The sequence below is a fragment of the Paracoccus sp. MA genome (assembly GCF_020990385.1).
Taxonomy (GTDB): Bacteria; Pseudomonadota; Alphaproteobacteria; order Rhodobacterales; family Rhodobacteraceae; genus Paracoccus.
This window is the reverse complement of the sequence record NZ_CP087598.1, coordinates 133432-151716: the sequence shown is the minus strand read 5'-3', so window position 1 is coordinate 151716 and position 18285 is coordinate 133432. Positions and strand designations below refer to the sequence as shown.

The window sequence follows — 18285 nt, the reverse complement described above, 5'->3', positions numbered from 1 at the left end:
CGTGTGTCGGAACCTGATCGGATAGGTAACGGTTAGGCAAGGTGCGCACAAGATTACCGGGAATAACTAAAAAATGAATACCAGGCGTGAGGAACGCAGGCGAGCAGCCATAGAAAAGCAGATCGACGAGAATCTGCGCCGGGTCTATGAACAGGACGCGACGCAGCAGATTCCGGACAGGTTCTTGCAATTGCTCGACAAATTGCGCGAGCAGGAGTGAGCTGAATGACCGATCGCAAAGCGGCGCAAACCGCCCGCCCCGAGGCCCATGGCGATCCTCGGGACGAACTGGTCGAGCACCTGCCGGCGCTGCGCGCCTTCGCGCTGTCGCTCACGCGCGAGGGGGCCTCGGCCGACGACCTCGTGCAGGACACCATCGTCAAGGCCTGGACGCATATCGACAAGTTCCAGCCCGGGACCAATCTGCGGGCCTGGCTGTTCACCATCCTGCGCAACACCTTCTATTCCGCGCGCCGCAAGACCCGGCGCGAGGTCAGCGATACCGACGGCGTCCACGCCGCCCGGCAGGCCACCCGCCCCGAGCATGACGGCCGTCTGGCGCTGAACGATTTCCGCGCCGCCTTCGAGCAGCTGCCCGACGAGCAGCGCGAGGCGCTGATCCTGGTCGGGGCCTCGGGCTTTTCCTACGAGGAAGCGGCGGCGATGACCGGCGTGGCCGTGGGCACCGTCAAGTCGCGCGCCAATCGCGGCCGCCGCCGGCTGGCCGAACTGCTGCAGCTTGAGGAGGGGGAGGAGCTGGAGATGACCGACCGTGCCACTCTGGCGGTGATGGCGCAGAACACCCCGATCCTGCGCTGAGATGCCGTCGTGCTGCGGCGCCTGCTGGACAAGCTGGAATTCACCAAGGGCCTCGGCTTTCGGCTGGGCGGCCTGCTGTCGGTGGCGATCCTGCCCATCGGGCTGATCTCGGTCATCCAGACCCTGCACCTGTCGCGCGAATACGAACGCTCCTCGGAAATCGCGCTGCTGGGCCGCACCGCCACCGCCGCCGCCGGGGAGCGCGCGCTCTTGCAAAGCGCGCTCGGCACCGCCGACGCACTGGGTCCGGCGGTGCTGGAAACCATGGACCGGCCGCAGGCCTGTTCCGACATCATGCGCGGCCTGGTGCAGCGCACGGTGAATTTCGTCTATGCCGGCTTCACCCGGCTGGACGGGGTGACGGAATGTTCCTCGGTGCGCGGGGTCCATGACCTGACCGGCGAATCCGCCTTTCAGCAGTTCATCGACAGTCCCGGCACATTGGTCACCACCAGCGAGGACGGGCCGGTCACCGGCAAGTCGGTGGTGGTGGTGATCCAGCCGCTTTATCGCGGGGTCGAGCTTCTGGGCTTCATCGCCGTCTCGATGTCGCATGACCTGTTGCGCTCGACCCATGTCTCGGGGCTGGGGACCGAGGGCGCGCGCATCCTGACCTTCAACAACCAGGGCGAGGTGATCTCCTCGGACCGCGAGGGGGCGGGCGACATCGCCGAGGTGCTGCCGCGCGGCAAGTCCCTGCCCTCGCTCTTGTCGCGCAGCGAGACCACTTTCCGCGATCTCTCGAACTCGGGCGAGCGGCGGGTGTTCAGCGTCGTGCCGGTGGTGCCGGGGCTGGTCTATGCGCTTGGGTCGTGGAACCGCGCCGAATCCGGCATCACCGGCATCGACATCACCCGGCGCACGGCGTTGATCCTGCCGCTGATCCTCTGGGCCGCCTCGCTGGCGGTGGCCTATTTCGCGGTCTACCGGCTGGTGCTGCGCCATATCCGCGAGTTGCGCGGCCAGATGCGCCGCTTCGCCATCGGCGACCGCTCGGCCCCGCCGCCGGTGCTGGCCGACGCGCCCGCCGAGATCGAGGACATGAGCCAGACCTTCCACAACATGGCCCGCATCCTGATCCGCGACGAAGAGGCGATGGAGGCCGCCGTCAACGAAAAGACCGTGCTGCTGAAAGAGGTGCATCACCGGGTCAAGAACAACCTGCAGCTGATCGCCTCGATCATCAACATGCAGATCCGGGTGATCGACCACGACGATGCCCGGCGGGTGCTGCGTTCGGTGCAGGACCGGGTGGCCTCGCTGGCGACGATCTATCGCAACCTCTACCAGGCCGAGCATCTGGATTCGGTCGAGGCCGACCGGCTGATCCGCGACATCATCAACCAGATGACCAACGCCTCGGTCGGGCCCGGCGCCGGGCTGCGCATCGACACCCGCCTGGAACCGCTGGTGCTGATGCCCGATCAGGCGGTGCCGCTGACCCTGCTGGCCACCGAGGCCTTTACCAATGCGCTGAAATATTCCGGTGCTTCCGGCCCGGATGCCGAACCCTGGGTGCGGGTGTCGCTGCGTGCGGACGGGCCGGCCCATGCCGTGCTGGAGGTCGAGAACTCCATCGGCGCCAGCACGCTGGCCGAGGGCACGGGCCTCGGCAGCCAGCTGATCGAGGCCTTCGCCACCCAGCTGGAAGGCGAGGCCGAGCAGGAGACCGGCGACGGCCGCTTCCTGTTGCGGCTGCGGTTCCGGGTCGAACACCTGCCCAAGCGCGACCATGCCGAGATGCCGCGGGTGGTGCTGACCTCGGCCGCGCGGCCCGGCGCGCGCCACTAGCGGCGGCGATCGCGCAAGGATCGCGAAGGGATCGGCGGCCCGATCCGCCCGCGCCAAGGCACGCGACAAGGCTCGGGGCGCGGTTTCCGCATGGAATCATGCGGCCGCCTGCCCGCTCTGGCGGCCGGATGAGGCGCGCGGCACCGGCCGTTGCCACCCGCCTTGCCGCCTGCTAGCGTCTCGGTGACGCGCCGCGGTTCCCGTCCGCCGGCTGGGCGCCCGGAAAGGAAACCGCATGCCCGATCCCGTGAATCTGCTGGCCTTTGCGCTCCTGTCGCTGGGCATGGTGCTGACGCCCGGTCCCAACATGGTCTATCTTGTCTCGCGCTCGATCTGCCAGGGGCCGCTGGCGGGGCTGATCTCGTTGGGCGGGGTGGCGCTGGGATTCGTGTTCTACATGCTCTGCGCGGCTTTCGGGATCACCGCCTTCGTCATGGCGGTGCCCTATGCCTATGACGCATTGCGGCTTGCCGGGGCGGCCTATCTGCTCTGGCTGGCCTGGCAGGCGGTGCGGCCGGGCGGCCGCTCGCCCTTTCAGGTCCAGGACCTGCCCCGGGACAGCGCACGCAGGCTTTTCGCCATGGGCTTCCTGACCAACCTGCTCAATCCCAAGATCGCGGTGATGTATCTGTCCCTGCTGCCCCAGTTCGTGACCCCCGGCCAGGGCAGCGTGCTGGCGCAGTCGCTGGCCCTTGGCAGCACGCAGATCGCGATCAGCGTCAGCGTGAACGCGGCCATCGCGCTGGCGGCGGGCGGCATCGCGGGTTTTCTGGCCGGGCGTCCGCTGTGGCTGGTCGTCCAGCGCTGGCTGATGGGCACGGTCCTGGCGGGGCTTGCCCTGCGGATGATGGCCGAAAGCCGCCGCTGACCTTCCGGCAGACGGGGCCCGCGCGCAGGCTAGGGTTCGAAGCGGCTGGCGGCGTCGCGGTCGCGCGCGTATCGCCGGGCAAGCGGAAAGGGCGGCAGCCAGGATTCGCGGCAGATGGTCCAGAGCTCATAGCTGGGCTTCAGCTGGTCCGGCGCATCCAGCGCCCCCAGATGCAGCTCGACCTCGTCGCCGCTGCGCGAAAACACGGAGGAGCCGCAGCGAGGGCAGAAGAACCGCCCGGCATAGTCGCGGGTCTCGCCCTCGACGGTCACCGCCTGCCGGGGGAACACCGCCGAGGCATGGAAAAGCGCGCCGTGATGCTTGCGGCAATCAAGGCAATGGCACAGGCCGACCCGCCAGGGCCGGCCCGATGCCACGATCCGCACCCTGCCGCACAGGCAGCCGCCGATGAATCGTTCCATGCTGCGCCCTCCCTCAGGATCGGGCTTGGCGGAATCCGGGCTGCGCGCCCTGCTGGCCCGCGTCGGCGTTCTCACTTTCCCGATGTCCGGTTCTTCCGCGTTGCCTGGCGCAGCTTCTTCGCGGCGACGAAGCGGCGGCGGCGGGACAGCTCCACGTTGATCAGCGCCCCCAGCATCACGGTGAAGCCGCCCAGATAGAACCACATCAGCAGCGCGATCACCGCGCCGATCGAGCCATAGATGCGGTTGTAGCTGTTGAAACTGGTCAGATAGGCGGAAAAGCCGTAGGAGACAGCCGCCCAGGCCAGCGCCGCGAACAGCGAGCCCCAGGTGAAGATCGGCGTGCGCGGCGTCTTCACGTTCGGCCCGAAGCGATAGAGGATGCCGATCACCACCAGCACGATGAAAAAGATCGCCATCCAGGGCAGCGCGCCGATCAGCCAGTTGCGCAGCGGCACGTCGGGCAGGAAGTTGAAGGCGATGGGCACCACGATGATCGTGGCCAGTCCCAGGGCGATCACCAGCACGATGACCAGCGTCAGCACATAGGCCAGCAGGAACCCCATGACCGTGGAATGCGAGCGCACGCCATAGGCTGCGTTCAGCCCGCGGATCAGCCCGTCCACCCCGGCCCGGGCCGAGACGGTGGCGATGATGAAGGAAATCGCCGTGGTCCAGCCCAGCTGCGTGCGCCCCGCCGCCACCAGCGCGCTGATCTGGCCATAGATGATGTCGGCGGCGCTGGGAGGGATGAAGCCGTCCGTGGTATGGACATATTGCTCGATCACCTGCGGGTCGTTCCACAGCCCCCACAGCGCGAACAGCGCCGCCAGTCCGGGAAACACCGCGAACATGGCGTAGAACGCCACCCCGGCGGCGATCAGGCTCATGTGGATCTTGTCCATCCGCTCGAAGACCGCCAGGATGAACTGCCACCAATCCCTGATCAAGGTTCCGTCCTCATCGGTTGCGTTCCGTGGCTCTGCAGGAAAACGGCTCTTCCCGCCCGAATGGTTCCGTGCCTAGGGCCCTTCTGTCGGGGCGTAGCGCAGCCAGACCGCCTTTTCGCCCAGCTTCGCGACGAAGGCGGCATGGGCCTCGGCCTCGGCCTCGGTGATGCGGGGGGGCAGCGGGCGCGGCCTTTGCCCCCGCGGCGCGGTGCCGCCGCGCGCCTGCGGTCCCGATCCCGCGCCGCGCAGCGGCCCGCTGTCCAGCACCAGCCCCGGCTGGCGGCCGCCGCGCAGCGCCAGATAGACCTCGGCCAGAAGCTCGCTGTCCAGAAGCGCGCCGTGCAGCGTGCGGTTCGAGTTGTCGATGCGGAAGCGCCGGCACAGCGCGTCCAGCGAGTTCTGCGCGCCGGGAAACTGGCTGCGCGCCAGCTCCAGCGTGTCCACGGCCCGGCTGTAGGGCATCACCGGATAGCCGCAAAGCCGCAGCTCGGCGTTCAGGAATTTCATGTCGAAGCCGGCATTGTGGATCACCAGCCGGGCCTCTTCGCCGATGAAGGCGATGAAGTCGGCGGCCACCTCGGCGAATTTCGGCTTGTCGCGCAGGAAGTCGTCGCCGAGGCCATGCACCTCGAAGGCTTCCTGCGGCATCGGGCGCTCGGGGTTGATATAGACGTGGAAGGTCCGGCCGGTGGGCAGGTGGTTCATCAGTTCGACCGCGCCGATCTCGACGATGCGGTCGCCGCTGTCGGGGTCGAAGCCGGTGGTTTCGGTATCCAGGACGATCTCACGCATGGTCGCGTTTTGCCATGATCCGGGCGCAGATGTCCACGATGGCGGCGCGCGCGCCCTCCAGCGTGTCCGAGGGGATCACCCAGTCGGCCCGCGCCCGCTTTTCCGCATCCGGCATCTGCCGCGACAGGATCAGGCGGAAGCTCTCCTCGGTCATGCCGGGGCGGGCCAGCACCCGCGCCCGCTGCACCTCGGCCGGGGCCGAGACCACGGCGACCCCGTCCATCTGCTGCTCCGATCCGCCCTCGAACAGCAGGGGAATGTCCAGCACCACGATGGGCGCATCCTCATGCGCGGCGATGAAGGCGGCGCGATCCTCGGCCACCAGCGGGTGCACGATGGATTCGAGCCGGGCAAATCCGCCGGGATCGGCCGCCAGCACCTCGCGCAGCGCGGCGCGGTCGATGCCGCCGTCCTTCAGGGCAGCGGGAAAGGCCGCCGCGACCGGGACCACCGCCGCCCCGCCCGGGGCGTAAAGCCGATGCACCGCGGCATCCGCGTCCCAGACCGGATGGCCCAGTTCGCGGAACATCCGCGCGGCGGTGGATTTCCCCATGCCGATGCCGCCGGTCAGACCCAGCAGGAAGCTCATGCCAGCACGGCCCGGCGCAGGTCGTCGTCGACCTCGGGGCGCTGGCCGAACCAGCGTTCGAATCCCGGCGCGGCCTGGTGCAAGAGCATGCCCAGCCCGTCGACGATCTCGCAGCCGCGCGCCTGCGCCTCTTCCAGAAAGGGCGTCATCAGCGGCGTATAGACCAGATCGGTGACCAGCGTGCCCGGCGCCAGCGCCTCCAGCGGCAGGCGCAGCGGCGGCTTGCCCTCCATCCCCATCGAGGTGGCGTTCACCACGGTCACCGCGCCCTCCAGCATGTTGCCGGCCTGCGCCCAGTCATAGACCACCACCTTGGCGCCGAACTCGGCCCGGATCTGCTCGGCCCGGATGCGGGTGCGGTTGGCGATGCGCAGCTCGGGCACCCCGCTTTCCAGAAGCGAGGCGACGACGGCCCGCGCCGCGCCGCCCGCGCCGATCACCGCCGCCGGGCCCAGATCGGGGATCCAGTCGGGCGCATGTTGCCGGATATTGGCGATGAAGCCGTAGCCGTCGGTATTGTCGGCATGAATCTTGCCGTCGGCGCGAAAGATCAGCGTGTTCGCCGCCCCGATCAGCGCCGCGCGGTCGGTCACCACGTCGGCCAGGGCCAGCACGCTTTCCTTGTGCGGGATGGTGACATTGGCGCCGGCGAAACCCATGCGCGGCATGGCGCGCAGCACCTCGGCCAGATGCTCGGGCATCACCGGCAGCGGCACGTAATGCCCGGCGATGCCATAGCGCGCCAGCCAGTGCCCGTGCAGCCGGGGCGAGCGCGAATGCGCCACCGGCCAGCCGATGACCCCGGCAAGGGGCGCGTGTTTCGGGGCGGGCGAACTGTCGGCCATGCTGGTCCTGCGATGCTTGCCATGCGGGGCCGGCAGCCCCGCGGCGGCATGGGTTGAACGTTGCGACACAAGTGCAATCCGGCCGGGCCGGGGTCAAGCCGTATCGCCTGCCGCAGGCCGGGGCCATGGCAGGAATGCAACCCCCGGGATGCGTCAGACCACGCTCATCTCGGGCAGGCCGCCTTCGGCCACCAGGTCCTCCAGCGTCAGCGATTCGATCAGCAGCAGATAGGACCAGAACACCTGGCCGAACATGCGGCGCAGCCGGCAGGTCGCCTCGTCCTCGCAATCCTCGCAGCGCTGATAGGACCGGCGCGACAGGCAGGGCAAGGGCGCGATGGGTCCGTCGACCTGGCGCAGAAGCTCGCCGATCGAGATTTCCTTGGGCCGCTTGATCAGCACATAGCCGCCCGCCCGGCCCCGGCGAGAGCCGACATAGCCGGCATTGCGCAGCTCCAGCATGATGTGCTCCAGAAAACGCTTGGGCGCGCCGGACCGCTGCGCGATCTCCTCGATCGTCAGGGCATTGCCGCCGGCGGCCACCTCATCTGCCAGGGCCATCAGCGCCTTGATGGCATATTTCGTCTTCTGCGAGATCATAAGGGGAATCCTTAGTGTTCGCCGGTCGATCATGCAACGATTTCGGCAAGATTTCGCGGGTCGGTCGCGATTTCATCCAGGAACCATCGCCAGAGCGTTATCGTTTTGACACATTGTCCGCGCATTTCTGCCGGGCAATAACCAAGGAGTAGATCATGCGCATCGCAGTCCTCGGCGGCGACGGATTTGTCGGCTGGCCGACCGCCCTGCACCTGTCCGAGCTGGGGCACGATATCCATATCGTGGACAACCTGTCGCGGCGCTGGATAGATACCGAGCTGGGCGTGCAGTCGCTGACGCCGATGGATTCGATCCAGGAACGCTGCCGGATCTGGCACCAGGAAACCGGGCGCAGGATCCATTTCCACCTGCTGAACCTGGCCACCGAATACGAGCGTCTCAAGTCCTGGCTGGCCGAGCACCGCCCCGACGCGGTGATCCATTTCGCCGAGCAGCGCGCCGCGCCCTATTCGATGAAGACCGACCGCCACAAGGTCTATACCGTGGGCAACAACATCAACGCCACGCATAACCTGCTGGCGGCGCTGGTGGAGACCGGCATCGACGCGCATCTGCTGCATCTGGGCACCATGGGGGTCTATGGCTATTCCACCGTCGGCGCGCCGATCCCCGAGGGCTATCTGGACGTGTCGATCGACACGCCCGCCGGCCCGCGCGCGCAGCAGATCCTGTATCCGACCCGTCCCGGCTCGGTCTATCACATGACCAAGAGCCTCGATCAGATCCTGTTCCAGTTCTACGCCCAGAACGACGGGCTGCGCATCACCGACCTGCATCAGGGCATCGTCTGGGGCACCCATACCGACCAGACCCGCCGGCACGAGCAGCTGATCAACCGCTTCGACTATGACGGTGATTACGGCACGGTGCTGAACCGATTCCTGATCCAGGCGGCTATCGGCTATCCGCTGACCGTGCACGGCACCGGCGGCCAGACCCGCGCCTTCATCCATATCCAGGATTCGGTGCGCTGCATCGAGCTGGCGCTGAAGGACGCGCCGGCCTCGGGCGAGCGGGTGCGCATCTTCAACCAGATGACCGAGACGCATCGCGTCCGCGACCTAGCGGAAATGGTCGCCCGCATGACCGGGGCCGAGGTGGCCTATCTGCCCAACCCGCGCAAGGAGGCCGACGAGAACGAGTTGGTGGTCAGCAACGACCAGTTCCTGGCGCTGGGGCTGCAGCCGATCACCCTGGCCGAGGGGCTGCTTTCCGAGGTGGTCGAGGTGGCGCGCAAATACGCCCATCGCATCGACCGCTCGCGCGTGCCGGCGGTCTCGGCCTGGACGCGCGACATCGCCCGCCGCGTCGAGCACGATCCCGAGGGCAAGAGGCTGCGTTCGGTATCGTGACCCCCGAAGGCATCTACCCGCAAGGCAGGGCGCGGTCGGACCGCGCCTTCGTCACGCTGGCGACCAATCCCGATTACGCGATCGGGGCGGCGGCGCTGTTCCGGTCCCTGCGCCGGACCGGGACGCGCGCCGATCTGGTCCTGCTTTATACCGACCTGCCCGAGGCGGCGGTGGAGGGGCTGCAGTCGCTGGATGTGCGGCCGGTGCGGGTCGAGCTGCTGCCGACCTCGGCGGAATTCAACGCCTTGCATGCCCGCGACCGGCTGCATGGCGCCGCGCCCTTCACCAAGGGCGAAAAGCCGCCCTTCCACACGCCCTTGGACAATTTCGCCAAGCTGCGGCTCTGGCAGCTCGACTATGACCGGGTGGTGTTCATCGATGCCGACGCGCTGGTCTTGCAGAACATCGACCGGCTGTTCGACTATCCGGAATTTTCCGCCGCGCCCAATGTCTATGAATCGCTGGCCGATTTCCACCGGCTGAATTCCGGGGTGTTCACCGCCCGGCCCGCGCCGGCGACGTTCGAGGCGATGCTGGCCCGCCTCGACCAGCCGGGCCGGTTCTGGCGCCGCACCGACCAGACCTTTCTCGAGACCTTTTTCCCGGGCTGGCATGGCCTGCCGGTCTTTGACAATATGCTGCAATATGTCTGGATCAACCTGCCGCAGCTCTGGCGCTGGCAGGATATCCGCGTGCTGCATTATCAGTATGAAAAGCCCTGGCAGGATCATGCAAAGGCCGAGCAATTGCGGGTGCTGATCGAGCTCTGGCGGGCCCATGCCGGGGACGGCCCGGTGCCCGATCCGCGCGACCTGCCGCCCCCGCCCGACCCGGCATCCGGTGCGGCATGAGGATCGCGCTGACCGGCGCCTCGGGCCTCGTCGGGCGCTGGCTCCATCGTGCCGCGGTGCAGGCGGGCCATCAGGTCACCACCCCGCCCGGCTGGCGCCTTGGCGACGTGCCCGACCTGACGGGATGCGAGGCGCTGGTCCATGCCGCCTTCCAGCATGTCGCTGGCCGATATCGCGGCGGCGAGGGCGAGGATCCGCAGGGATTCATCCGCGCCAATCTCGACGGCTCGGTCATGTTGTTCCGCGCGGCGCGGGACCAGGGCCTCGGCCGGGTGATCTTCCTCTCTTCGCGTGCCGTGCATGACGGCCATCCCGAGGGCATGGCGCTGCCCGATACGCTTTCCCCAGCCCCGACAAACCTTTACGGCAAGGTCAAGGCCGAGGCCGAGGCGGCGCTGGCAGCCATGGCCGCGCCGGATTTCCTGACCGCCAGCCTGCGTCCGACCGGGGTCTATGGCCCGGGCCTGCCGCAGAAATGGGCCGGGCTGATCGGGGATTTCCTGCGCGGCACCACCCCCCCGCCGCGCGTCGCGACCGAGCTGCATGGCGCCGACCTTGCCCGCGCCGCGCTGCTGGTGCTGGCCGATCCGCAGATGGCGGGCAGCTACAATGCCAGCGATCTGGTGCTGGACCGGCAGGACCTGCTGGCCGAGGTCGCCCGGCTGACCGGTTGCCCCACCCCCTTGCCGGTCCGCGCCGATGCCGGGGCGCTGCGCCGGCCGCTCTGCGACCGGCTGCGGGCCTTGGGCTGGCGGCCGGGTGGCATGGCGTTCCTGCGCCGGGAAATGCCTAAAATCCTGGACAATATACAACCATAAGCAGAATTCCGCCGACAGGAATCCGACCGCTTGCGGAAAATCGGCCTCATGCGCAAAGGTCGCAGGGAATTTGTGCATTTTGTCGTATCCCTGGGTTTGTTTCTCATGCGCCTCCTTTCCATCCTCTGCGGCCTGTCCTTTGCGGTGATGGCCGGCTTTTTCCTGGCCTGCTCGACCGTCGCCATGTCCGCCGATTCGCCGTTGCGGGCGATCGACCTCGTGTCGCTGGTCCGGGTCTTTGCGCCGATCTCCTGGGCGGCGCTGGCGCTGGCCTTGCTGGGCGGCGGGCTGGCCTGGCTGTCGCGCTGCGAGGGCTGGCCGGCTCTGGTCACCGGCTGCGGCGTCTTCCTGTTCTGCCATCTTGCCGTCCTGGCCGGGCTGAACGGGACCGCGGCGCCGACGCTGCTGTGCCTGGTCGCGGCAGGCTTCGCGATCTCGCCGCTGATCCACATGCCGAACAGCTACTGGCGCGTGGCGGGGTGACAGCCCGCGGCAGGGCGGCTAGTGTCGCGCCATGCCCGATTACGACGACCTCGCCGCCCGCATCCGCGCCCTGACCCATGGCGAGACCGACGAGGTCGCGCTGATGGCGACGCTCGCCTGCGAAATCCACCACTCGGACGAGCGTTTCGATTGGACCGGCTTCTATCGCGTCACCGCGCCCGAGACGCTGAAGATCGGTCCCTATCAGGGCGGCCATGGCTGCCTGGTGATCCCCTTCTCGCGCGGGGTCTGCGGGGCGGCGGCGCGGACGCGGCAGACCCAGCTGGTGCCGGATGTGGACGCCTTTCCCGGCCATATCGCCTGCGCCAGCTCCACCCGCTCGGAACTGGTGATCCCGGTGATCGGCCCGGGCGGGCGGCTGATCGGCGTGCTCGACATCGACAGCGACCGGCCCGACGCCTTCACGCCGGAGGATGCCCGCCGCCTGCAGGAGATTCTGGATGCCACCTTCGGACGCGACTGAATTCACCGGCCATTGCCTGTGCGGCGCCATCCGCTTCCGCGGCACTTATGACGCCGGCAACGACCTGAAGGCCTGCCATTGCAGCCAGTGCCGGCGCTGGTCGGGGCATTACTGGGCCGCGATCCTGCCGGAATCGCTGCAGATCGAGGGCGAGCCGAAATGGTATCGCGCCTCGGACATCGCCCGGCGCGGCTTCTGCCCGGATTGCGGCAGCTCGCTGTTCTGGCAGCGCGACGGGTCCGAGATCATCGACGTGGCGGCAGGCGCCATCGACAGCCCGACCGGGCTGCGCCTGCTGGGCCATATCTTCGTCGCCGACAAGGGCGACTATTACGATATCGCCGACGGACTGCCGCAGGACCCGCGCGAATAGTTGACGCCGCGCGCCGTCCGGCCTAGGCGGCAGGAAAAGGGGGCGCGCGATGATCTGGGACACGCTGGCGAATTTTCCGTTGCAACAACTCCTGGCCTTCATGGCCGGGGCCCTGGTGCTGAACCTTGCACCGGGACAGGACGTGTTCTTCGCCAGCGCCTGCGGCATCCAGAACGGCCCGCGCGCCGGCGCGCTGGCCGGCTTCGGCGTCGGGCTGGGCGTGGTCTGCCATGTGGTGATGGCGACGGTCGGTCTGGGCGCGCTGGTCGCTGCCCATCCCGGCGCGCTGGTGGCGATCAAATATGCCGGCGCCGCCTATCTGCTGTTCCTGGCCTGGAAAAGCTGGAACGCCGGCGCGGTCGACCCGCGCGCCCGCGCCGCCAGCCGGACCTGGAACATCATCCGCCGCGGCGCGCTGTCGAACCTGCTGAACCCCAAGCCGGTGCTTTTCCTGCTGGCCTTCCTGCCGCAATTCACCCGGCCGGAATACGGCCCCGTCTGGCAGCAGATCCTGGGGCTGGGGCTGATGTTCACCCTGTCGGGCATGCTGGTCACCATGGGTTACGGCCTGGTCGGCGGCTTTGCCGGGCAGGTGATCGGCAAGCGGCTGGGCATCGTGAACCGCATCGCTGCGGTGATGTTCGCCGGCCTGGCGCTGCGGCTGGTCTGGAAATGAGCTTTCTCTACCAGCCCACGGCCGAACAGCCGCGCGTGATCCATGCCGATCACGAGATCCTGGTGGTCGAGAAGCCGGCCGGGCTGCTCTCGGTCCCCGGACGGGGCGAGGATCGCGCGGATTGCCTGATCGAGCGGCTGCGCGCCGCCTTTCCGACCGTGCTGCTGGTGCATCGGCTGGACATGGACACGTCGGGGGTCATGGTCTTTGCCCTGACCCCGCATGCGCAGCGCCACTTGTCCCGGCAGTTCGAGGACCGGCGCACGAAAAAGACCTATGTCGCGCGGCTCTGGGGCCGGTTGGAGCCGAAAAGCGGCATGGTGGACCTGCCGCTGATCGTCGACTGGCCGAACCGCCCGCGCCAGAAGGTCGATCATGCCGAGGGCCGCCCGGCACAGACCGAATGGCGGGTGGTCAAGGCGACGGATGCCGAGACGCGGGTGCGGCTGATGCCGATCACCGGCCGCAGCCATCAGCTGCGCGTGCACACGGCCAAGCTGGGCCACCCGATCCTGGGCGATCCGCTTTACGCGACCGGCGCGGCGGCGGATTTCCCCCGCCTGATGCTGCATGCCGAAAGCCTGCGCTTCAAGCACCCGGAAACCGGGGTGATGCAAGGCTTTTCCGCCCCGGCGCCCTTCTGACGGTCACGCAGGTTTCATGCCGGAACCCGTTGCCCTCGCGTAAGGTTGCAGAAAGGACCAAGCAGGAGGGAAAGATGTTCAGGACCGATATCAGCCGCCGTCATGCCATGCTTATCGGCGGCGCGCTGCCCATGGCGCTGGTGCTGCCGGCGCATGCCCAGACCGCCGCCCCCGCCCAGACCGCGCCCGCCGAGCCGGCAGGCGAGGCGCCGGTCTTTCGGGGCCGTGCCCATACGATCCAGCTGGGCGGCTTCGAAGTGACGACGCTGCTGGGCGGCGCCAGCATGAGCGACAATCCGATCGAGACCTTCGGGCTTAACGCCGACCCGGCCGAGTTCGAAAGCCTCAGCGCCGAGAATTTCATTCCCGCCGACCGCAGCGGCGGCTCGTTCACCCTGACCTTGGTGCGCACGCCCGATGCGCTGGTGCTGTTCGACGCCGGCATGGTCCCGGCCAACAACGCCGCCTCGATGGCGCAGGCCGGGCTGACGCCCGAGGACGTGACCCATGTCGTGCTGACCCATATGCATCCCGACCATATCAGCGGCCTGATGGATGGCGAGGCCCCGGCCTTTCCCAATGCCCAACTGATCCTGCCCCGGCCCGAGAACGATTACTGGGCCGCCAATCCCAGCGAGGCCTATACAGCCAAGGTGGTGCCGCTGCTCGACCAGGCGCAGCAGATCGAGGGGACCGAGGAAATCCTGCCCGGCATCAGGGCCGAACAGGCGCATGGCCACACGCCCGGCCATACCACCTATCTGCTGGAAAGCGAGGGGCAGCGGCTGCTGATCACCGGCGACAGCTTCAACCACTATGTCTATTCGGTGCAGCGCCCGGCCTGGCATGTGCGCTTCGACGTGGACAGGGAGCAGGGCGCGGCCACCCGGCAGGCGGTGCTGGCCCGGCTGGCCGAAGAGAAGATCCCCTTCATCGGCTATCACATGCCCTTCCCGGCTTTGGGTTTCATCGCCCCGAACGGCGAGGGGTCGTTCCGCTTCGTGCCCGCGACCTATCAGTTCGGCTGAGGGCCGAAGCCCGGGGCCGAGAAAGTCGTTCACAATTTGTTCCGGCCTGCTAGAGTCGCGCGGGAGTTCCTTGCAGGAGAGGCGCGATGCCGGACCAACAGGCGAAGTTCGAGGCGCTGAAGGCGCTGCACGAGGCGGAGGGCGCCTTCGTCATGCCCAATCCCTGGGATGCGGGCTCGGCCCGGCTGCTGGCCAGCCTGGGGTTTCAGGCGCTGGCGACCACCAGCGCCGGCTATGCCTTTTCCAAGGGCAAGCCGGATTCCATCGCCGGGCTCGGACGCGAGGAGATCGTGGACAATGCCGCCGAGATCGTCGGCGCGACCGAGCTGCCGGTCTCGGCTGATCTGCAGGATGGTTTCGGCGCCGCACCGGAGACCTGCGCCGAAACCATCCGGCTGGCCTGTCGGGTGGGGCTGGTCGGCGGCTCGATCGAGGATGCGACGGGGGATGCCGCCGATCCGATCCACGACCTGTCCCTGGCGGTCGAGCGCATCCGGGCCGCGGCAGAGGCGGCGCGGGGCCTGCCCTTCCTGCTGACCGCGCGGGCCGAGAACTTCCTTTGGGGCCGGCCGGATCTGGATGACACGATCCGGCGGCTGCAAGCCTTTTCCGAAGCCGGGGCGGATGTGCTTTATGCGCCGGGCCTGCCGGACCTGCAGGCGATCCGCACGGTCTGCGCCGCGCTGGACAAGCCCGTCAACGTGGTCATGGGGCTGTCGGGTCCGACCTGGTCGGTGGCCGAGCTGGCGCAGGCCGGGGTGCGGCGGATCAGCGTCGGCGGCTCTTTCGCGCGGGCGGCGCTCGGCGCGCTGATGCGCGCCGCCGAGGAGGTCCGATCCGCCGGCACCTTCACCTATGCCGCCGAGGCCCTGCCCGGCGCAACCGTCGCGCGGATCATGGCGCCGGGCGGCGAGGAGGTCTAGCCCAGGTTGAACACGCGCGAGGGCTGCACCTCTCCGCCCATGTAGCGGCCGATGCACAGCGCCCGGCCGTTGCGGCTGACCCAGACCTCCTCTCCGAACTCGGCATGGCCCAGCACCTGGCCGGGATTGCCGTTCAGGATGCGGGTGGCGCCCATCTCGGTCGCCTGCATCTCGGGCAGGTCGGCCAGCGCGGCTTGCAGGGGCAGCAGCGCCGCCTCGATCTCGGCCTGGTTGGCGCGGTCGATGCGGTCGAAGGCGAAGCCGTCTGCGGCGTCGAAGGGTCCCGACCAGATGCGGCGCAGCTGCGCGACATGGCCAAGGCAGCCCAGCTTGCGGCCGAGGTCGCGGGCGATGGCGCGGACATAGCCGCCCTTGCCGCAGACCATGCGCAGCTCGGCGCTGTCCTGTGCCGCGCCCAGAAGCTCCAGCGAGTCCACCCAGAGCGGCCGGGCGGCAAGCTCGACCACCTCGCCCTCGCGCGCGAGGTCATAGGCCCGCGCGCCATCGACGCGCACGGCCGAGACGGCGGGCGGAACCTGCATGATCTCGCCGGTGAATGCGGGCAGCGCGGCGCGGATCGCCGCCTCGTCCGGGCGCGCATCGCTGGTCTTCACCACCGCGCCCGAGGCGTCGTCGGTCGTGGTCTCGGCGCCCCAATTCACCGTGAAGTCATAGGCTTTCAGCGCCTCGGCCAGGATCGGCACGGTCTTGGTCGCCTCTCCCAGCGCCACGGCCAGCACGCCGGTCGCGTCCGGGTCCAGCGTCCCGGCATGGCCGGCCTTCTTCGCGTCCAGCGCCCAGCGGACCTTGCCGACCACATCGGTCGAGCCGATGCCCGCCGGCTTGTCCACGATCAGCCAACCGTGGATCTCGCGTCCCTTTTTTCGCGCCATTCTAGTTCTGTCCTACATATCCGATGATCGGCCCCAGCCGCCGCCCGAAATCGGCGCGGCCAAGGCTGGGGGCGTATAGCCGCGAAATCGAGCCGTCGAAATACAGCGCATCCCGCGCCCCCAGCCCGTCGCGGAACAGCCGGCCGAATTCGTGGAACGTCACCGCCCGGTCCGAGATGGCGAACCATGCCGTCTGCCCGTCCGGAGAGACGCCGACGCCGTTCCTGATATAGCGGCTGTCGCTGTCCACCAGGAAACGCGGATGCAGCGCGCCGTCGATCACCAGCATCGGCCCCGATTGCGTGGCGATCCGGCATTCCGGGGCGGCCCTGGCAAAGGCCCGGCTTTCGATCACCTGATAGGGCCGGGCGCCGCCGGTGCAGAACACGCCGTTCGGCAGCATGCCGAAATTGCCGCCGCCGCCGGCCGTCACCAGATCATGCTGGCTGACGCCGTCGCTGACGTAAAGCCCGACCGGGGTGAAATCCGGGTGATACATGCCGGCATTCATGGCGAAACCCAGCACCTCGCCCTCGGCCAGCATGCGGCGCACGGCGGTGAAATCGCCCAAGACCCGGCCGTCCGGGCCGTTCAGCCACAGCCGCAGCCCCGGCTCCTGTTCCGCCGCCAGCGTGCAGATCACATAGCCCTGCCCGTCGAAGTCGCGCTTTTCGCAGATCCCGGCCATGGCGGGCAGGGTCATGGCGACCAATGCGCCGATGGCCAGCCCCAGCCGGCGCTTGAGGTCAATCTTCATCGTCTTCCGGATGCGATTCGACGTCGCGGCGCACCCGGTCCTCGGACAAGAGGCGGCGCGTGTCGTCCATGCGGTCGAAGGTTTCGTCCAGCACGAAGCGCAGCTGCGGCGCATATTTCAGCGTCATCGCCTTGGCGACCAGATGGCGCAGCTCGCCCGAATTGCGGCGCAGCGCGGCCAGCGCCTCTTCGGCATCGTGCCCGCCCAACGGCAGCACGAAGGCCGTCGCGACCTTGAGGTCGGGCGAGGTCCGCACCTCTCCGACCGTGATCGAATGCCGGTTCAGCTCGGGATCGTGGACATCCCCGCGCAGGAGGACGTCGGAAAGCGTGCGGCGGATCAGCTCGCCCACGCGAAGCTGGCGCTGCGAGGGGCCTGTGCCGGAATGAAAGCGGTTCTGTGCCATGCGCGCAGATGTAGGGGGTCGCGGCCCGCGCCGCAACGGGATAGACATGCCGGAAACGGGGGATCGAGCATGGAAAAACCGGGAATCGTCATCACGGGCGCGTCGGGCCGCATGGGGCAGATGCTGGTGCGCACCGTTCTGGCGTCGGATCAGGCCCGCCTTGTCGGCGCCGTCGAACGCGAGGGCAATCCCTGGGTCGGCCGCGACCTGGGCGAGGCGATGGGCGGCGCGGCGCTGGGAATCACCGTCACCGACGATCCGGTCGAGGCCATCGCCAAGGCGCAGGCGGTGATCGACTTCACCGCCCCGGCGGCGACGGTGGCCTTTGCCGAACTGTCCGCGCAGGCCCGCGCCGTGCATGTGATCGGCACCACCGGTTTCGAGCCCGCCCATCTGGACAAGCTGAAGGCCGCCGCCCGCCACGCGCCGATCATCCGCGCCGGCAACATGAGCCTGGGCGTCAACCTGCTGGTCGGGCTGACCCGCAAGGTCGCTGCCGCGCTGGGCGAGGACTGGGATATCGAGGTGGTCGAGGCGCATCACAACCGCAAGGTCGATGCGCCCTCGGGCACCGCGCTGATGCTGGGCGAGGCCGCCGCCACCGGGCGCGGCCACGGCCTGGACGAGTTGCGCACGCCTGCGCGCGAGGGCATCACCGGCGCCCGCGCCCCCGGCTCGATCGGGTTCAGCGCCATCCGCGGCGGCGATATCGTCGGCGAGCATGACGTGATCTTCGCCACCGCGGGCGAGCGGGTGGTGCTGCGCCATGTCGCCACCGACCGCGCCATCTTTGCCCGCGGCGCGCTGCGGGCGGCGCTGTGGGGCCAGGACAAGGGGCCGGGCGAATACGACATGGCCGACGTTCTGGGGCTTTGACAGGGCTGCGTCCCGCATTAGGTT

Annotated in this window: 24 protein-coding genes; 15 read left to right on the top strand and 9 right to left on the bottom strand. The window is 68.5% G+C overall.

The features are described 5' to 3' along the window. The first annotated feature begins 73 nt into the window (after window positions 1-73). The 4 genes from LOS78_RS07755 (at window position 74) to LOS78_RS07740 (ending at window position 3478) form a co-directional block, all read left to right on the top strand. The gene (locus LOS78_RS07755; RefSeq protein WP_019352327.1) at window positions 74-220 is read left to right on the top strand and encodes a NepR family anti-sigma factor; all 147 of its coding nucleotides are present in this window, start codon (window positions 74-76) and stop codon (window positions 218-220) included. 5 nt (window positions 221-225) lie between these two features. Beyond that, complete coding sequence (locus tag LOS78_RS07750; RefSeq protein ID WP_028711744.1) at window positions 226-819, top strand: RNA polymerase sigma factor; 594 nt, start codon at window positions 226-228, stop codon at window positions 817-819. 9 nt (window positions 820-828) lie between these two features. Beyond that, window positions 829-2610, top strand: a complete 1782-nt coding sequence (locus LOS78_RS07745; protein ID WP_230377878.1) for a histidine kinase dimerization/phosphoacceptor domain -containing protein — start codon at window positions 829-831, stop codon at window positions 2608-2610. A 235-nt stretch (window positions 2611-2845) separates the two neighbouring features. Further along, window positions 2846-3478, top strand: a complete 633-nt coding sequence (locus tag LOS78_RS07740) for a LysE family translocator (protein WP_230377877.1) — start codon at window positions 2846-2848, stop codon at window positions 3476-3478. A 29-nt stretch (window positions 3479-3507) separates the two neighbouring features. Here the strand turns inward: LOS78_RS07740 and LOS78_RS07735 are convergent, their stop codons facing one another. From LOS78_RS07735 to LOS78_RS07710, 6 genes are all read right to left on the bottom strand, one after another. Beyond that, window positions 3508-3900: a GFA family protein gene (locus tag LOS78_RS07735; RefSeq protein WP_230377876.1), complete on the bottom strand. Its 393-nt coding sequence runs from the start codon at window positions 3898-3900 to the stop codon at window positions 3508-3510. 71 nt (window positions 3901-3971) lie between these two features. After that, the gene (locus LOS78_RS07730; protein ID WP_028711741.1) at window positions 3972-4850 is read right to left on the bottom strand and encodes a YihY/virulence factor BrkB family protein; all 879 of its coding nucleotides are present in this window, start codon (window positions 4848-4850) and stop codon (window positions 3972-3974) included. A 72-nt stretch (window positions 4851-4922) separates the two neighbouring features. Next, complete coding sequence (gene dnaQ, locus LOS78_RS07725; protein ID WP_230377875.1) at window positions 4923-5642, bottom strand: DNA polymerase III subunit epsilon; 720 nt, start codon at window positions 5640-5642, stop codon at window positions 4923-4925. Further along, entirely contained in the window at window positions 5635-6231 is a 597-nt protein-coding gene (gene coaE / locus LOS78_RS07720) for a dephospho-CoA kinase (protein WP_230377874.1), read from the bottom strand. The genes dnaQ and coaE overlap by 8 nt, the downstream gene beginning before the upstream one ends. Beyond that, window positions 6228-7076 (bottom strand): shikimate dehydrogenase, encoded by an 849-nt coding sequence (locus LOS78_RS07715; protein ID WP_028716414.1) that lies wholly within the window; start codon window positions 7074-7076, stop codon window positions 6228-6230. The genes coaE and LOS78_RS07715 overlap by 4 nt, the downstream gene beginning before the upstream one ends. A gap of 153 nt (window positions 7077-7229) precedes the next feature. Further along, on the bottom strand, window positions 7230-7676 hold the full coding sequence (locus LOS78_RS07710; RefSeq protein WP_028711737.1) for an Rrf2 family transcriptional regulator: 447 nt from the start codon (window positions 7674-7676) through the stop codon (window positions 7230-7232). A gap of 155 nt (window positions 7677-7831) precedes the next feature. Between LOS78_RS07710 and LOS78_RS07705 the strand changes: the two genes are divergently transcribed. The 10 genes from LOS78_RS07705 to LOS78_RS07660 all read left to right on the top strand — a co-directional run bounded on the left by LOS78_RS07705 (window position 7832) and on the right by LOS78_RS07660 (window position 15329). Further along, window positions 7832-9049 (top strand): NAD-dependent epimerase/dehydratase family protein, encoded by a 1218-nt coding sequence (locus tag LOS78_RS07705; RefSeq protein WP_028711736.1) that lies wholly within the window; start codon window positions 7832-7834, stop codon window positions 9047-9049. Next, window positions 9046-9900, top strand: a complete 855-nt coding sequence (locus LOS78_RS07700; RefSeq protein ID WP_230377873.1) for a glycosyltransferase — start codon at window positions 9046-9048, stop codon at window positions 9898-9900. Before LOS78_RS07705 ends, LOS78_RS07700 begins: the two co-directional genes overlap by 4 nt. Then, window positions 9897-10718 (top strand): NAD(P)-dependent oxidoreductase, encoded by an 822-nt coding sequence (locus LOS78_RS07695; protein ID WP_230377872.1) that lies wholly within the window; start codon window positions 9897-9899, stop codon window positions 10716-10718. Before LOS78_RS07700 ends, LOS78_RS07695 begins: the two co-directional genes overlap by 4 nt. A 105-nt stretch (window positions 10719-10823) precedes the next feature. Then, entirely contained in the window at window positions 10824-11201 is a 378-nt protein-coding gene (locus LOS78_RS07690) for a hypothetical protein (RefSeq protein WP_028711733.1), read from the top strand. A gap of 31 nt (window positions 11202-11232) precedes the next feature. Next, window positions 11233-11685 (top strand): GAF domain-containing protein, encoded by a 453-nt coding sequence (locus LOS78_RS07685; protein WP_230377871.1) that lies wholly within the window; start codon window positions 11233-11235, stop codon window positions 11683-11685. Further along, on the top strand, window positions 11663-12058 hold the full coding sequence (locus LOS78_RS07680; protein ID WP_230377870.1) for a GFA family protein: 396 nt from the start codon (window positions 11663-11665) through the stop codon (window positions 12056-12058). The genes LOS78_RS07685 and LOS78_RS07680 overlap by 23 nt, the downstream gene beginning before the upstream one ends. Before the next feature lie 49 nt (window positions 12059-12107). After that, window positions 12108-12734, top strand: coding sequence for a LysE family translocator (locus LOS78_RS07675; RefSeq protein ID WP_028711730.1), 627 nt, complete (start codon window positions 12108-12110; stop codon window positions 12732-12734). Further along, window positions 12731-13378, top strand: a complete 648-nt coding sequence (locus LOS78_RS07670; RefSeq protein WP_230377869.1) for a pseudouridine synthase — start codon at window positions 12731-12733, stop codon at window positions 13376-13378. The genes LOS78_RS07675 and LOS78_RS07670 overlap by 4 nt, the downstream gene beginning before the upstream one ends. A gap of 74 nt (window positions 13379-13452) precedes the next feature. Continuing rightward, the gene (locus LOS78_RS07665) at window positions 13453-14406 is read left to right on the top strand and encodes an MBL fold metallo-hydrolase (RefSeq protein WP_230377868.1); all 954 of its coding nucleotides are present in this window, start codon (window positions 13453-13455) and stop codon (window positions 14404-14406) included. An 86-nt stretch (window positions 14407-14492) separates the two neighbouring features. Continuing rightward, the gene (locus LOS78_RS07660) at window positions 14493-15329 is read left to right on the top strand and encodes an oxaloacetate decarboxylase (RefSeq protein WP_028711727.1); all 837 of its coding nucleotides are present in this window, start codon (window positions 14493-14495) and stop codon (window positions 15327-15329) included. Here the strand turns inward: LOS78_RS07660 and truB are convergent. The 3 genes from truB to rbfA are packed head-to-tail and all read right to left on the bottom strand — an operon-like array spanning window position 15326 to window position 17385. Next, window positions 15326-16222 carry a tRNA pseudouridine(55) synthase TruB gene (gene truB / locus LOS78_RS07655; RefSeq protein WP_230377867.1) on the bottom strand — a complete coding sequence of 299 codons (897 nt, stop codon included), beginning with the start codon at window positions 16220-16222 and terminating at the stop codon, window positions 15326-15328. The genes LOS78_RS07660 and truB overlap by 4 nt on opposite strands. Window position 16223: 1 nt before the next feature. Next, window positions 16224-16979: a phosphodiester glycosidase family protein gene (locus tag LOS78_RS07650; protein WP_230377866.1), complete on the bottom strand. Its 756-nt coding sequence runs from the start codon at window positions 16977-16979 to the stop codon at window positions 16224-16226. Continuing rightward, window positions 16969-17385: a 30S ribosome-binding factor RbfA gene (rbfA, locus tag LOS78_RS07645; RefSeq protein WP_028711724.1), complete on the bottom strand. Its 417-nt coding sequence runs from the start codon at window positions 17383-17385 to the stop codon at window positions 16969-16971. Before rbfA ends, LOS78_RS07650 begins: the two co-directional genes overlap by 11 nt. 69 nt (window positions 17386-17454) lie before the next feature. On the opposite strand from rbfA, the gene dapB reads away from it, so the two are divergent. Beyond that, window positions 17455-18261: a 4-hydroxy-tetrahydrodipicolinate reductase gene (gene dapB / locus LOS78_RS07640; protein ID WP_230377865.1), complete on the top strand. Its 807-nt coding sequence runs from the start codon at window positions 17455-17457 to the stop codon at window positions 18259-18261. Window positions 18262-18285 lie beyond the last annotated feature (24 nt).

Bases quoted from the DNA above. Each gene is read 5' to 3' on its own strand.
- LOS78_RS07755 (WP_019352327.1), top strand. From the start codon at position 74: ATGAATACCAGGCGTGAGGAACGCAGGCGAGCAGCCATAGAAAAGCAG.
- LOS78_RS07750 (WP_028711744.1), top strand. From the start codon at position 226: ATGACCGATCGCAAAGCGGCGCAAACCGCCCGCCCCGAGGCCCATGGC.
- LOS78_RS07740 (WP_230377877.1), top strand. From the start codon at position 2,846: ATGCCCGATCCCGTGAATCTGCTGGCCTTTGCGCTCCTGTCGCTGGGC.
- LOS78_RS07735 (WP_230377876.1), bottom strand. From the start codon at position 3,900: ATGGAACGATTCATCGGCGGCTGCCTGTGCGGCAGGGTGCGGATCGTG.
- dnaQ (WP_230377875.1), bottom strand. From the start codon at position 5,642: ATGCGTGAGATCGTCCTGGATACCGAAACCACCGGCTTCGACCCCGAC.
- coaE (WP_230377874.1), bottom strand. From the start codon at position 6,231: ATGAGCTTCCTGCTGGGTCTGACCGGCGGCATCGGCATGGGGAAATCC.
- LOS78_RS07715 (WP_028716414.1), bottom strand. From the start codon at position 7,076: ATGGCCGACAGTTCGCCCGCCCCGAAACACGCGCCCCTTGCCGGGGTC.
- LOS78_RS07710 (WP_028711737.1), bottom strand. From the start codon at position 7,676: ATGATCTCGCAGAAGACGAAATATGCCATCAAGGCGCTGATGGCCCTG.
- LOS78_RS07705 (WP_028711736.1), top strand. From the start codon at position 7,832: ATGCGCATCGCAGTCCTCGGCGGCGACGGATTTGTCGGCTGGCCGACC.
- LOS78_RS07695 (WP_230377872.1), top strand. From the start codon at position 9,897: ATGAGGATCGCGCTGACCGGCGCCTCGGGCCTCGTCGGGCGCTGGCTC.
- LOS78_RS07690 (WP_028711733.1), top strand. From the start codon at position 10,824: ATGCGCCTCCTTTCCATCCTCTGCGGCCTGTCCTTTGCGGTGATGGCC.
- LOS78_RS07685 (WP_230377871.1), top strand. From the start codon at position 11,233: ATGCCCGATTACGACGACCTCGCCGCCCGCATCCGCGCCCTGACCCAT.
- LOS78_RS07680 (WP_230377870.1), top strand. From the start codon at position 11,663: ATGCCACCTTCGGACGCGACTGAATTCACCGGCCATTGCCTGTGCGGC.
- LOS78_RS07675 (WP_028711730.1), top strand. From the start codon at position 12,108: ATGATCTGGGACACGCTGGCGAATTTTCCGTTGCAACAACTCCTGGCC.
- LOS78_RS07670 (WP_230377869.1), top strand. From the start codon at position 12,731: ATGAGCTTTCTCTACCAGCCCACGGCCGAACAGCCGCGCGTGATCCAT.
- LOS78_RS07665 (WP_230377868.1), top strand. From the start codon at position 13,453: ATGTTCAGGACCGATATCAGCCGCCGTCATGCCATGCTTATCGGCGGC.
- LOS78_RS07660 (WP_028711727.1), top strand. From the start codon at position 14,493: ATGCCGGACCAACAGGCGAAGTTCGAGGCGCTGAAGGCGCTGCACGAG.
- truB (WP_230377867.1), bottom strand. From the start codon at position 16,222: ATGGCGCGAAAAAAGGGACGCGAGATCCACGGTTGGCTGATCGTGGAC.
- LOS78_RS07650 (WP_230377866.1), bottom strand. From the start codon at position 16,979: ATGAAGATTGACCTCAAGCGCCGGCTGGGGCTGGCCATCGGCGCATTG.
- rbfA (WP_028711724.1), bottom strand. From the start codon at position 17,385: ATGGCACAGAACCGCTTTCATTCCGGCACAGGCCCCTCGCAGCGCCAG.
- dapB (WP_230377865.1), top strand. From the start codon at position 17,455: ATGGAAAAACCGGGAATCGTCATCACGGGCGCGTCGGGCCGCATGGGG.